Annotated in this window: 13 protein-coding genes; 8 read left to right on the top strand and 5 right to left on the bottom strand. The window is 61.2% G+C overall.

The genetic code is table 11. The features are described from left to right. The first annotated feature begins 25 nt into the window (after nt 1-25). Together FHX16_RS13180 and FHX16_RS13175 are read left to right on the top strand one after the other, a co-directional pair. The gene (locus FHX16_RS13180; RefSeq protein ID WP_016557036.1) at nt 26-565 is read left to right on the top strand and encodes a TRAP transporter small permease subunit; all 540 of its coding nucleotides are present in this window, start codon (nt 26-28) and stop codon (nt 563-565) included. A 21-nt stretch (nt 566-586) separates the two neighbouring features. Next, a complete protein-coding gene (locus FHX16_RS13175) occupies nt 587-2,125 on the top strand; it encodes a TRAP transporter large permease subunit (protein WP_183755849.1) in 1,539 nt (512 codons plus the stop codon). A gap of 58 nt (nt 2,126-2,183) precedes the next feature. On the opposite strand, the gene FHX16_RS13170 is transcribed toward FHX16_RS13175, so the two are convergent. Continuing rightward, nucleotides 2,184-3,293 (bottom strand): TRAP transporter substrate-binding protein, encoded by a 1,110-nt coding sequence (locus FHX16_RS13170; RefSeq protein ID WP_183755850.1) that lies wholly within the window; start codon nt 3,291-3,293, stop codon nt 2,184-2,186. 294 nt (nt 3,294-3,587) lie between these two features. Between FHX16_RS13170 and FHX16_RS13165 the strand changes: the two genes are divergently transcribed. Beyond that, a complete protein-coding gene (locus tag FHX16_RS13165; RefSeq protein ID WP_183755851.1) occupies nt 3,588-4,364 on the top strand; it encodes a gamma-glutamyl-gamma-aminobutyrate hydrolase family protein in 777 nt (258 codons plus the stop codon). Nucleotides 4,365-4,384: 20 nt separating this feature from the next. Here FHX16_RS13165 and FHX16_RS13160 read toward each other — a convergent pair whose 3' ends face one another. After that, nucleotides 4,385-5,284, bottom strand: a complete 900-nt coding sequence (locus FHX16_RS13160; protein WP_259128695.1) for an adenylate/guanylate cyclase domain-containing protein — start codon at nt 5,282-5,284, stop codon at nt 4,385-4,387. 243 nt (nt 5,285-5,527) lie between these two features. Between FHX16_RS13160 and FHX16_RS13155 the strand changes: the two genes are divergently transcribed. Then, on the top strand, nt 5,528-5,899 hold the full coding sequence (locus tag FHX16_RS13155; RefSeq protein ID WP_016557031.1) for a hypothetical protein: 372 nt from the start codon (nt 5,528-5,530) through the stop codon (nt 5,897-5,899). A gap of 47 nt (nt 5,900-5,946) precedes the next feature. Here FHX16_RS13155 and FHX16_RS13150 read toward each other — a convergent pair whose 3' ends face one another. From FHX16_RS13150 to FHX16_RS13140, 3 genes are all read right to left on the bottom strand, one after another. Further along, nucleotides 5,947-6,894, bottom strand: coding sequence for a 2-hydroxyacid dehydrogenase (locus tag FHX16_RS13150; RefSeq protein WP_259128693.1), 948 nt, complete (start codon nt 6,892-6,894; stop codon nt 5,947-5,949). A 20-nt stretch (nt 6,895-6,914) separates the two neighbouring features. After that, complete coding sequence (locus FHX16_RS13145; protein ID WP_016557029.1) at nt 6,915-7,937, bottom strand: LacI family DNA-binding transcriptional regulator; 1,023 nt, start codon at nt 7,935-7,937, stop codon at nt 6,915-6,917. A 121-nt stretch (nt 7,938-8,058) separates the two neighbouring features. Further along, nucleotides 8,059-8,571 (bottom strand): MarR family winged helix-turn-helix transcriptional regulator, encoded by a 513-nt coding sequence (locus FHX16_RS13140; RefSeq protein WP_405049280.1) that lies wholly within the window; start codon nt 8,569-8,571, stop codon nt 8,059-8,061. Between the two features lie 172 nt (nt 8,572-8,743). Between FHX16_RS13140 and FHX16_RS13135 the strand changes: the two genes are divergently transcribed. The 4 genes from FHX16_RS13135 to FHX16_RS13120 all read left to right on the top strand — a co-directional run bounded on the left by FHX16_RS13135 (nt 8,744) and on the right by FHX16_RS13120 (nt 12,274). Continuing rightward, a complete protein-coding gene (locus tag FHX16_RS13135; protein WP_183862347.1) occupies nt 8,744-9,535 on the top strand; it encodes a creatininase family protein in 792 nt (263 codons plus the stop codon). Between the two features lie 125 nt (nt 9,536-9,660). After that, a complete protein-coding gene (locus FHX16_RS13130; protein ID WP_183862349.1) occupies nt 9,661-10,782 on the top strand; it encodes a GTP-binding protein in 1,122 nt (373 codons plus the stop codon). Continuing rightward, a complete protein-coding gene (locus tag FHX16_RS13125) occupies nt 10,782-11,771 on the top strand; it encodes a WD40 repeat domain-containing protein (protein ID WP_259128689.1) in 990 nt (329 codons plus the stop codon). The genes FHX16_RS13130 and FHX16_RS13125 overlap by 1 nt, the downstream gene beginning before the upstream one ends. 5 nt (nt 11,772-11,776) lie before the next feature. Next, on the top strand, nt 11,777-12,274 hold the full coding sequence (locus FHX16_RS13120; protein ID WP_183862353.1) for a GNAT family N-acetyltransferase: 498 nt from the start codon (nt 11,777-11,779) through the stop codon (nt 12,272-12,274). The last annotated feature ends 1 nt before the right edge of the window (nt 12,275 follow it).

Here is a 12,275-nt window from a genome sequence, read left to right as displayed (position 1 = left end):
CGCGCGACATAACAGGGGGAATGGCATGCCGGCTTTGCTGACCGTCAGCCGGCTGATCGATGCGGTCAGCCAATTCATGGGAAAACTGTCCGAATACATGGTGCTGCTTTGCTGTCTGATCAGCGCAGCCAACGCGCTGATCCGCTACTCTTTCAACTACAGCTCCAACGGCTGGCTCGAGATCCAATGGTATCTCTTCGCCTTCATCGTCGTGTTAGGCGCAGCCCATACGCTGCGCATGAACGAACACGTGCGCGTGGACCTTATCTACGGCTCCGTCTCCGACAAGGCCAAGATCTGGATCGATATCATCGGGCTCATTGTCTTCCTGATCCCCGCCTGCATCTTCCTGACCTGGCTCTGCTGGCCCTTCTTCCTGGCCTCTTACCTGCAGCATGAGATCTCTGCCAATGCCGGCGGCCTGATCCGCTGGCCGGTCAAGCTCGTTCTGTTCCTCGGCTTCGGGCTGCTGACCCTTCAGGGCATCTCGGAGTTGATCAAGCGGATCGCGGCCCTCACCGGCTACATGCAGATCGACACAACATACGAAAAGCCGCTGCAGTAAGCCGGACCGGGAGGAACACCATTGTTTGATTTCGGCATCATTCCGCCGGCCATGTTCGTGGGCATGGTCCTTTTCATGCTCTACGGCTTTCCGGTCGCCTTTTCGCTGGCTGCCGTCGGCCTGTTTTTCGGCATTATCGGCATCGCCACTGGACATTTCAGCGAAGCCTTCCTGCAGGCGCTGCCGCTGCGCTTTTTCGGCATCGTCTCCAACGATCTGCTACTCGCCATCCCCTTCTTCACCTTCATGGGCGCCATCCTGGAACGCTGTGGCCTCGCCGAGGACCTGCTCGAGGGAACTGGCAAACTGTTCGGCCGCATTCCGGGCGGCTTGGCCTACGCGGTAATCCTGGTCGGCGCCGTGCTTGGCGCCATCACCGGCACGGTGGCCGCCTCCGTCATCACCATGGGCGTCATCTCGCTGCCGATCATGCTGCGCTACGGCTACAGCCCAAGGCTCGCGACCGGCGTCATCGCCGCCTCCGGCACCATCACTCAAGTCATCCCGCCGTCGCTCGTGCTGGTCGTCCTTGCCGACCAGCTCGGCAAGTCGGTCGGCGACATGTATCTCGGCGCCATCGGTCCATCGATCCTGCAGGTCGCGATCTTCATGGGCTATATTCTGGTCCTGTCGATCCTGAAGCCGGCCTCCATGCCGCCGCTGCCGAAGGAAGTGCGCGGCGACTTCAACTGGTCCCTGCTCCTGAGGGTACTCTCGGGCATGGTGCCGTCGATCGTTCTGATCTTCCTCGTTCTCGGCACGATCTTCATGGGCCTCGCGACGCCGACGGAAGCGGGCGCGCTCGGCGTCGTCGGCGCCATGGTGCTTGCCGCGATGCATCGCCGCCTCACCTGGCCGCTGATGCAGGAAGCTATGCGGTCGACAATGCACATCACTTCGATGGTGGTGATGATCCTGATCGGATCAACCGTCTTCAGCCTCGTTTTCCAGGGCATGGATGGCTCGCGCTGGATCGAGCACATGCTGTCGGGCATCCCAGGCGGCCCGGTCGGCTTCCTGATCTTCGTCAACATCTTCATCTTTGTGCTGGCCTTCTTCCTCGATTTCTTCGAGATCGCCTTCATCGTCATCCCGATGCTGGCGCCGGTGGCCTCGGCTCTCGGCATCGACCTGATCTGGTTCGGTGTGCTGATCTGCGTCAACATGCAGACGAGCTTCATGCACCCGCCCTTCGGCTTCGCGCTGTTCTACCTGCGGTCCATTGCCGATCGGAACGTCAAGACCTCAGACATCTACATGGGCGCCCTACCCTGGGTCTGCATGCAGCTAATCCTCGTCGCAATCGTGATCTTCTGGCCGCAGTCGGTTACCTACTGGCTGGACAAGGGGCCGAAGGTCGATCCGAACTCGATCAAGATCGAGGTGCCGGGCTTCGGCGGCAACGGCCTGGGGCTGCCGCCGCTTGGAGCACCGGGCGGCTCGCCACAACTGCCTGGCCTGACCTTGCCGCCGATGAACGGCTTGCCCGGCCAACCGCCAGCAGCGGCACCCGCACCGCCGCCGGCAACGGACCTCAGCCAGCCGCCGAAGATCAACTGACAACAAAAAGCCCCGGATCGAAATCCGGGGCTTTTCCTTGTCCGAACTCAGCTGCCGGTCAGATCTTGCCGGCGCGCTGCTGGATCATCATGAACGTGTCGAAGGTGTACTCCGACAGCTGCGCCCAGAGATAGGCATCGCGCTTGAACGCGGTCTGGTCCTCGTAGATCTTCTTGAAATACGGGTTCGACGCCGAAATCTCCGCATAGATGCCGAGGGCCGCCTGGAAGCAGGCTTCCATGATTTCCTGACTGAAGGGACGCAGCGTGGCGCCTTCCGATACCAGCTGCTTCAGCGCCGGCGGGTTCTTCATGTCGTACTTTGCCATCATGTTGGTGTTGGCAAAGGCGCAGGCATCGGTGAGCGCCGCCTGGTAGTGCTTCGGCAGGCTGTTCCACTTCTCCAGATTGAAGAAGGCATGGACGGTCGGTCCACCTTCCCACCAGCCCGGATAGTAATAGTACTTCGCAACCTTGTGCAGGCCGAGCTTCAGGTCGTCATAGGGACCGACGAATTCGGAGGCATCGATCGTGCCCTTTTCGAGCGCCGGATAGATGTCGCCGCCGGCGATCTGCTGCGGAATGACGCCGACCTTGCTGATGACCTGGCCGGCCAGACCGGCGATACGCATCTTGACGCCCTTTAGGTCGTCGAGCGTATTGATTTCCTTGCGGAACCAGCCGCCCATCTGGGCGCCCGTGTTGCCCGCCGGCAGGCCGTAGATGCCCTGCGTGGCGAAGAACTCGTTCATCAGCTTGTTGCCGTTGCCTTCGTAGAACCAGGCATTGGTCAGGCGACCGTTGAGACCGAACGGGATCGCCGTTCCGATCGCATAGGTTGGATCCTTGCCGACGAAGTAATACGAGCAGGTGTGGGCTGCCTCGACGGTGCCTGCGCTGACGGCGTCAGCGGCCTGCAGGCCCGGAATGATTTCACCAGCCGCGAACGGCTGAATGGTGAAATTGCCGTCGGTCGCCGCGGCTAGGTGCTTGGAGATATCGTCGGCCGCGCCATAGATCGTATCCAGGCTCTTCGGGAACGACGACGTCATGCGCCACGAAATCTTGGGGTTCTCTTGTGCAATCGCAGGCGCTGCCAGCGTGCCTGCAGCAGCAACCGCACCGACGCCGGCGGTTCCTGCCTTCTTCATGAATGAACGACGATCCATCAAAAACCTCCCGTATAGATGGTACTGCGAGGTGAACCCTCATCTTTGCCCGCAGCGATAGGGGAACTAAGCACGGTGGCGACCGTGTTTCAAGCACTCTCCCATTAGTCTTTGGCATCACGACGGCAATATAGCGGCGAGAAGCATTTCCATCAAAATCAGCGAGTTAGGCGGGCTTCGCCGAAGCCAGCTGCCGACAATGCCGTAATTCTGCCTGCGATTGCGCCGAGACGTTGACTTCTAAGCCGTTCTCGGCTCTCACAATAGCAACCGCATCTTCTGACCGGGGTCAAAATGACGAAGCCGATCGTCGCCGTTCCTGCCGATATCCGCACCTTCGACGGCGCCACATGGCACGCCGTCCAGCATCAATATGTGCGCGCGGCGCTCAATGCCGCCGGCGTCATGGCCTTCATCATTCCGGCCTTCGAGGAAGGCTACGGAACGGACGCGATTCTGGACCGGGTCGACGGCCTCCTTGTCTCCGGTTCGGCCAGCAACGTTCACCCGTCTTACTACGGCGCAACCGCGACCGATGCCGACGGCCCCTTCGATATCGCGCGCGATGCCACCACCCTGCCCCTGATCCGCCGTGCCATCGACCGCGCCATTCCGCTGCTCGCAATCTGCCGCGGCATTCAGGAACTCAACGTCGCCTTGGGCGGCACGCTTGCCAGCGAAATCCAGGACCAGCCGGGCATATGGGATCACCGCACGCCGGCCGAGGTTGACCGTGACGGCAAGTACGCGATCCGCCAGAGCGTCTTCGTCAAGGAAGGGTCCTGCATCGCGGGCATCGTCGGTCCGGGCGAAATCAGGGTGAATTCGTTGCATCGCCAGGCCATCGCTAAGACGGCCCCGCGCCTGCAGGCGGAGGCAGTGGCCGAAGACGGGACGATCGAAGCGGTCTCCGTGATCGATGCGCCGGCTTTTGCGGTCGGTGTTCAATGGCATCCGGAATACTGGGCCGAGACTGACAAGCCATCGAACCAGATCTTCACGGCCTTCGGCGACGCCGTCAGGGACTACGCGGCAAGCAAGCTACTGAGGGAAAGACACCTGCCCGCCTGACCGCCAGCCAATCGGTCGCTCTAGCGCCGCATCGCCCATCGCAATCCTACAGTCACGGCCAGGCCCAGAAGCGGCCATATGGCCCAGAATACGCCGTGCCATGACAACAGATTGATCATGACAATGCCGATGCCGACAATCGCGAATCCGGCTATGCGCCGGTCAAAACGGTTCTGGCTGCGGACCCACCCCATGGCGACCACAAAGGCAAGGGCAAGGAGCGGCCACGCCGCCCAGAACACGCCCTGCCATGACAGCAGGTTGATTACCAACAGAGCGATGGCGACCACCGCGAACACGCCGCCCATCTTCCGCACCCTGGGGTCAGACAAGCGGATCGGCTCGGACGCGACTGCTGGCGACGGACCGGCCGCCGGAGCTGGTCCGGCAGATGGTTCTACTCCGATCCGAACGGAATAGCTTGGCACCGCCTCGCTGACGTTCTTTACCGTCAGCGCTCCTAGAAAATCGAAGCCGACGGCGACCTTGTTTCGAACCTGATCATAGACGGTATTGGAAATCACGATGCCGCCGGCCGGTGCGGAAGCCTGAAGCCTGGCGGCGATATTGACGCCGTCGCCGTAGATATCGTCGCCCTCGGCGAGGACATCGCCGAGATTAATGCCGATCCTGTAGAGCATCCGCCCGTCCGCCGGCCGAGCTGCGTTCATGCCGACGAGTTCGTTTTGGACGTCGATTGCGGCGCGTACGGCCTCCACGACGCTCGGGAATTCGGCAATCAGCCCGTCGCCCCAGGTATTGATCACCCGGCCGCCATGCGCGCCGATCAGTCGCGACATCGCATCGCGCGACCACTTCAGCATGGCAAGCGTGCCCTCTTCGTCGGCACCCATCAGTCGCGTGTAATCCTGGACATCCGCAGAGAAGATGGTCGTCAGCTTGCGCCGCATTTCGTTCATGATGTCTCGCCTTTACCCAATCAACGCAAGGCCGTCCGAGAAGCGAAATGAATATGCGCGATTGTGATTGATGTAAATTGACGCGACCGAACGTTGCCGAAAAACCTCTCGTGCACGCCCCGCTGACCGCGACATTCTGCCGCAGACCCATGATCGCGGAACAGCTGTCCCGATGGAGCGTTTCTATCAGTTAGATTGGGTACTACCGGCATTCCGCCGGCGGTCCCGAGTGGGAGGAAAATCATGAAAACGCTGTTGCTCTCAATGGCCGTGCTGGCCACGAGTGCCCTCTCGGCATTTGCCGCCGAACCGGCCAAGATGGTCGATACGAAGATGGGCAAGATCCTGGCAACCGAAAAGGGCATGACCCTCTATACCTTCGACAAGGATGCCAAGGACAAGTCAAACTGCGACAAGGCCTGCCTGAAGAAATGGCCAGCCTTCCATGCCGCGGCCAAGGCCAAGGCGGAAGGCGACTGGACGTTGGTCAAGGCAGCGGACGGCAAGGAAATGTGGGCCTATGAAGGCAAGCCGCTCTACATGTTTGTCGACGACAAGATGGAAGGCGACATGAAGGGCGATGGCATGGGTGGCGTCTGGCATGTTGCCAAATAGCTGAGTCGCCTATCCGACGGGCGCGCCTTCGCGCGCCCGCTGGCGAGCTACGCCTTCACCGGAGTCTCTGGTACGGGTGTGAGCGGCTTGCCCTTCCCGAACCACTCGACGAGGTTGTCGACAACCAGATCCGCCATGGCATTCCGTGTCGGCACCGAGCCCGACGCGAGGTGCGGCAGAAGCACCGCGTTCGGCAGATCGAGCAGGTGAGTAGGGACGTTCGGCTCGTCGTAGAAAACATCGAGCCCGGCGGCACCGATGGTTCCGGACTTCAGCGCCTGAGCAAGTGCATCCTCGTCGACTGTCCAGCCGCGCCCTACGTTGATGAAGACGCCGTCAGGTCCAAGTGCGGACAGGATTTCCGCATTTATGGTCTTATGGGTCTGTGGTGTCTTCGGGACGATGGAGATCAGCGTATCGACGGCCTCGGCGAGATCCTTCAGCGACGGATAATAGCCGTACGGCGCATCGGGGTGACGCGTGCGCGTGTGATAGCTGATCTTGACCTTGAACGGCTCCAGGCGCTTGGCGATTTCCTGGCCGATCCGCCCAAGGCCGTAGATTCCGACATGCCGCCCCTTGAGGGAGAAACGCGACAGCGGATAGTTCTGCCCTGGCAGCCAGTTGCCGGCACGCAACCAGTTTTCCGCACGCGGAAACTCGCGGATCGTGTTGAGTAAGAGCCCGATCGCCGTATCGGCCACCTCGTCGTTCAGCACGTCGGGCGTATTGGTGACGATGATGCCCTTGGTCGCAGCATATTTGGCGTCGACGCCATCATAACCGACGCCGAAGCTGGAGATCAGTTCCACATTCGGAAGACTGTCGATTGCAGCCGCATCGAACGTGCCGGAGACGGCAACACCGCGAATCTTTCCGGCCGTCTCCGCGCCAAGCGTCGAGGGATTGCCCTCGATAACATCGAAGCTCTCCTTCAGGCGGGTCAGGACGCCCCCGTGTATCTTCCCTGGAACGAGAACAGCGATGCGGGACATGGCATTTCCTTTTGGCTTACCTAAGGGCGCGGGCGATGAGGACTGGTCGACTGGCGGATGCGCATCTCCGGCTTGATGAGATGGAGCCCGTCAGGCTCGTGGCTGCCGGCCAGACGATCAAGGAGCGCGCGAGCCGCAAGGCGTCCAACTTCTGCCTGGCCATTCCATACCGTCGTCAGCGCCGGCATCGAGATCGACGCTTCCTCGAGGTCATCGTAGCCGGTGACCGAGATATCCTTGCCCGGGACGAGACCGGCGCGGGCAATGCCGTTCATCAGTCCGATCGCGACGAGGTCATTCCAGCAGACGGCGGCCGTCGGCTTCTGCGGCAGCGACAGGAAGTGCACCGCCGCTTCGAAGCCGCCCTGCATCGAGCGCGGGCCGGGGATGCGCAAGCCAGGGTCGACATCTATGCCGGCCTTGCGCAGCGCGTTGACGTAACCCTGGTAACGATCACGCCCCGTCGAGGTCTGGTCGGTGCCGCCGATCATCGCGATCGAGCTGTGGCCAAGGCCGATCAGATGATTGGTGGCGAGCGAAATGCCGTAGCTGTCGTCGCCGCGGTACGTCGGAAGGTCCAAGCCGTCCAGCGAACGGGCAACCAGGATCGCCGGCATGCCATTGTCTTCGGCAAGCTGCATGTCCTCCTGCGGCGTGCCGATCGCCGGCGACATGATGACGCCATCGCCACCGAGCTGCAGCAATGTCTCGATGAAGGTGCGCTGCTTTTCGACCGAGTCGTAATGATTGGACAGGATGAAAGTATGGCGGCTGCGATCGAGCTCGCTTTCGATCGCCTTCAGGATTTCACCGTAGAACGGATTCATGATGTCGTGCACAACGACACCGATGATGCCTGAGCGAGACGTGCGCAGGCTGGCGGCGCGGCGGTTGTATATATAGCCGAGCGCCCGCGCCTGTTCCTTGATTTTGTCTCGGGTGGCGCCAGCCACCAGCGGGCTGTCACGTAAGGCAAGAGATACGGTTGCTGTTGAAATGCCGAGCGTTTCGGCGATCGTCGAAAGCTTGATCTTTTGTGCCACGTGTCCTCCCCAGGCAACGCGCGGATTTCTATGCGCTCAGCCGATGGAGCGGCCGAGCCTTATTAAAATGTTTAATTAAAAGATTAAACGCAGCGAGGCAATTCGTAATTTCACAAATTTGTCAGATTTCCTCAGGCTCGTCGAACGGGATCGCGGCCGACTGCAGATTGGCATCGATGGCCTTCAAGAGACGGACCAGATTGCGGATTTCCTTCTCTGAAAACTCCTGGGTCGCCATGTGGTCGCAGGCCGACGCTGCCGTTTCGATTGCCTGCACGCTGCCGCGACCAAGCTGGGTGAGGTAGACCTTCGTCAGGCGGGCATCTTCCGCGTCCGGCTTGCGCTCGAGGAAGCCTTGCGCCTCCATGCGTCCGATCGTGCGCGTCATGGTCGGCGCCTTGACGCCGAGTTTGTGGGCCAGTCCGCCGGCCGTCATCCCGTCGCTCTCAGCCAGGGAAAGGATCACGCCGTCCTGGCCGGCATAAAGGCCGCTTTCGAGGAGATTGCGCGATAGGACAGTTCGCATCGACCGCGCCGCCTGTGTCAAAGCCGGCGAAAGATCAACGACGGTATATTCGGTCTGGTCCTTCTTCTTGGACTTCTGCTTCTTTCCGTCCTTGTGCTTCTTCCCCATCGCCATCCCTTTGACTTTGCTGCGTTGCGCACCCCTTACGTGTGGGGAGCAGGAACATTCATGATCACCTCCCCCAAATCGATTTCGATTTAAGGGGTTATGCGCTAAGCATTGAGAACGCTGCACAATGACATTGCGCATCATTTCGTCATAAACAAGAGGTCTTAGCCGGATGACGGAGCCTTCTCGCGACTTCGCGGATAACGATACGAACCTGACGCCCGCGGACCGCCGTCAATGGATCGCCGTTCTGCCGCTTGGCGCGCATGAACAGCATGGTCCGCATCTGCCTTTCGATACCGACACCCTGATCGCGAGGGGCATCGTTGCCCGGCTCAAAGCCGCACTTCCCGCCGCCTTGCCGGCGACGTTTCTGCCCACGGAAGAGGTCGGCTACTCGGTCGAGCATATGGACGTGAAGGGCACACAAACGCTGACATATGGCGAGGCCGTCGAGCGCTGGCTGGGCATTGCCCAAAGGCTCGCGGGGACGGGCATCCGCAAGCTGGTGATGCTGAACGCCCATGGCGGAAACTCACCGCTGATGACGATCGTCGCGACCGAAGCCCGAGTCCGGTTCAACATGCTGGCCGTCGCCACCAGCTGGACGCGCTTCGGCGTTCCCGCCGGTGTCATCTCGCCCGAGGAGAAGACGATCGACATCCACGGCGGCGACATCGAGACCTCTGTGATGCTGGCGCTTCACCCCGAAAAGGTGGACATGGAGAAGGCTGCGGATTTCCCCTCCCGCCAGTCCGATTTTGCCGCCCGCTTCAAGCATCTGCGCGCCTACGGCCCGCACGCCTTCGGGTGGAAGATGTCGGATCTCAGCGCATCGGGTGTGGCGGGCAACGCATCGCGGGCGACGGCGGAAAAGGGCGAGGCGCTGATTGCGCATTCGGTAAAAGGGCTGGTCGAACTGCTGCAGGATGTCGACGCATTCGACCCGGCAGAGCTTCATTGAGGCCGCCGCCGCTGCGACGTGATCTTATAACATACGAATCCCTTTGAACTGCCGCGCGCAACTCCTTATATGTGACCGACGAATTTTCAGCCCCGCCCCCGGGCGTGCCATCTCTCGAGGTTCTTATGACCGACGCGATCCCCACCCAGCAGAAGCCAATCCCCGTTACCGTTCTCACCGGCTACCTCGGCGCCGGCAAGACGACCTTGCTCAACCGCATCCTGTCGGAGAACCACGGCAAGAAATATGCGGTCATCGTCAACGAGTTCGGCGAGATCGGCATCGACAACGACCTCATCGTCGAATCCGACGAAGAAATCTACGAAATGAACAACGGCTGTGTCTGTTGCACCGTGCGCGGCGACCTGATCCGCGTCGTCGAAGGCCTGATGCGCCGCCCCGGCCGTTTCGACGGCATCATCGTTGAAACCACGGGCCTTGCCGATCCGGTGCCGGTCGCGCAGACCTTCTTCATGGATGACGACGTTCGCGCCAAGACGGAACTTGATGCCGTCGTCGCCCTTGTCGACGCCAAGCACCTGCCGCTACGCCTGAAGGACAGCCGTGAAGCCGAAGACCAGATCGCCTTCGCCGACGTCGTGCTGATCAACAAGACCGACCTCGTGACGCCGGAAGAACTCGCGCAGATCGAGGATGTCGTCCACGCCATCAACCCATCGGCCCGTGTTTACAAGACCAGCCGCTCGGGCGTCGATCTCGCGCGCGTTCTCGATCAGGGCGCCTTCAACCTGGAGCGCGCGCTGGAAAACGATCCGCACTTCCTCGATCATGACCACGACGATCACGTCTGCGGCCCGGATTGCGATCACGACCACCACCATCATCACCATGCGCATGATCACGATCACGATCATGACCATCATCACGACGATCACGACCATGATCATGACCACCATCACCATGGCGCCGTGTCGCCGATCCACGATGTAACGGTGCAGTCGGTGTCGCTGCGCGGCGGCGAAATGAACCCCGAACGCTTCTTCCCCTGGGTTCAGAAGATCACCCAGACGCAGGGCCCGAACATCCTGCGCCTCAAGGGCATCATCGCCTTCAAGGACGACCCGGAGCGCTATGTCATTCAGGGCGTCCACATGATCGTTGAAGGCGATCATCAGCGTCCGTGGAAGGATGGCGAGAAGCACGAAACCCGCCTCGTCTTCATCGGCCGCGAACTCGACCGCGAAAAGCTCGAGGCTTCCTTCAAGGCGTGTGAGGCGGCAGCCTGATGCCGACAGTTGCCCCGTTTGATCTCGACGGCCATATCCTGGCCGTCGAATTTTTAGGTGACACTCCCTTCTTCGCCAATGCTGCTGGCACCTTTCACCGCCTCGACGGCGGCGAGAAGGTGACCGAAGCCCATCAGGGCATGCTGAGCTGCATCCGCGATCCCTATAGCGAAAGCCTGATTTCCGGCGGCGAAGACGGCAAGGTGCTGCGCATCACGGCCGACGCCAACGTCACAGAACTCGCCAATGCGCCGCGCAAGTGGATTTCCCAGCTTGCCGCCGGCCCGCAGGGCTCCGTCGCCTACTCCTACGGCAAGAGCGCCTTCGTCCGCCTCGCCGATGGTACGACCAAGGAATTTACCGAAGAACGCACCGTCGAAGGCCTCGCCTTTGCGCCGAAGGGCATGCGCATTGCCACGGCGCGCTATAACGGCGTATCGCTGCATTGGGTCGGCACCGCTGCCAAGCCCGTCGACCTCGAATGGAAGGGTGCTCATACCGGCGTCACCTTCTCGCCTGACGGCAACTTCCTCGTCACCACGATGCAGGAAAACGCGCTGCACGGCTGGAAGCTCGACAGCAAGGCCGGCGCCGAGGCCCGCCACATGCGCATGACCGGCTACCCCTCCAAGGTGAAGTCGCTCTCCTGGTCGGCGAAGGGCAAGTGGCTTGCCTCCTCGGGTGCACCGGCCGCCATCGTCTGGCCCTTCCAGGGCAAGGACGGCCCGATGGGCAAGGCACCGCTCGAGCTCGGCACCCGCGCCAACATCATGGCGACGTCGGTCAAGTTCCATCCCGTGGAGGACATCCTCGCAATCGGCTTCATCGACGGCATGATCCTCGCAGTGCGTCTCAACGACAGCAAGGAAGCGCTGCTGCGGCGCCCCGGCAAGGGCGCCATCACCTCGATGAGCTGGAGCAAGAACGGCAAGCTGCTGGCCTTCGCCTCCGAAGCCGGCGATTGCGGCGTCGTCGACATCGCGGCCTAGCCGCCATGCGCCGCGGGATGCAGCAGCCCGACGTTGTCCGGCTTGAGGCCAAACATATGCGAGACGCCGCAATGCTGCGTCGTCTCGCGCTTTCGGAGCGGCTCCCCTGGTTGTCGGATGTTCATACCCCGGAAGAAGACGAGGTTTACTGGCGCACGCAGCTTTTCCCCAACCGCACGATACTCGGCGCCATCTCGGATCAACGGCTCGTCGGAGTTATCGCGTATGGCGAAAATGAAATCGAGCAGCTCTATGTCCTCCCCGAGTTCCAGGCCAGGGGTATAGGCAGCATGTTGCTTCACCGCGCTCAGGAAGAGATGGACGAAATAGAGCTCTGGACGTTCCAGAAGAACACCAATGCGCGACGGTTCTACGAGCGCAACGGTTTTGTCGCCGTAAAAGAGACGGACGGCGCTGGCAACGAGGAGCGGGAGCCTGATGTTCTGTATCACTGGCGCCGCCCGCCGTCATTGAGTGACCAACTGAAGTCTTCGGACACTTAGC

This window comes from Rhizobium sp. BK661, assembly GCF_024808825.1.
Taxonomy (GTDB): Bacteria; Pseudomonadota; Alphaproteobacteria; order Rhizobiales; family Rhizobiaceae; genus Rhizobium.
Note: the sequence above shows the minus strand (reverse complement) of the source record. Positions and strands in the feature narration are given on the sequence as shown.

Coding starts and splice junctions, on each gene's coding strand:
- FHX16_RS13180 (WP_016557036.1), top strand. CDS start 26: ATGCCGGCTTTGCTGACCGTCAGCCGGCTGATCGATGCGGTCAGCCAA.
- FHX16_RS13170 (WP_183755850.1), bottom strand. CDS start 3,293: ATGGATCGTCGTTCATTCATGAAGAAGGCAGGAACCGCCGGCGTCGGT.
- FHX16_RS13165 (WP_183755851.1), top strand. CDS start 3,588: ATGACGAAGCCGATCGTCGCCGTTCCTGCCGATATCCGCACCTTCGAC.
- FHX16_RS13160 (WP_259128695.1), bottom strand. CDS start 5,284: ATGAACGAAATGCGGCGCAAGCTGACGACCATCTTCTCTGCGGATGTC.
- FHX16_RS13155 (WP_016557031.1), top strand. CDS start 5,528: ATGAAAACGCTGTTGCTCTCAATGGCCGTGCTGGCCACGAGTGCCCTC.
- FHX16_RS13150 (WP_259128693.1), bottom strand. CDS start 6,894: ATGTCCCGCATCGCTGTTCTCGTTCCAGGGAAGATACACGGGGGCGTC.
- FHX16_RS13140 (WP_405049280.1), bottom strand. CDS start 8,571: ATGGGGAAGAAGCACAAGGACGGAAAGAAGCAGAAGTCCAAGAAGAAG.
- FHX16_RS13135 (WP_183862347.1), top strand. CDS start 8,744: ATGACGGAGCCTTCTCGCGACTTCGCGGATAACGATACGAACCTGACG.
- FHX16_RS13130 (WP_183862349.1), top strand. CDS start 9,661: ATGACCGACGCGATCCCCACCCAGCAGAAGCCAATCCCCGTTACCGTT.
- FHX16_RS13125 (WP_259128689.1), top strand. CDS start 10,782: ATGCCGACAGTTGCCCCGTTTGATCTCGACGGCCATATCCTGGCCGTC.
- FHX16_RS13120 (WP_183862353.1), top strand. CDS start 11,777: ATGCGCCGCGGGATGCAGCAGCCCGACGTTGTCCGGCTTGAGGCCAAA.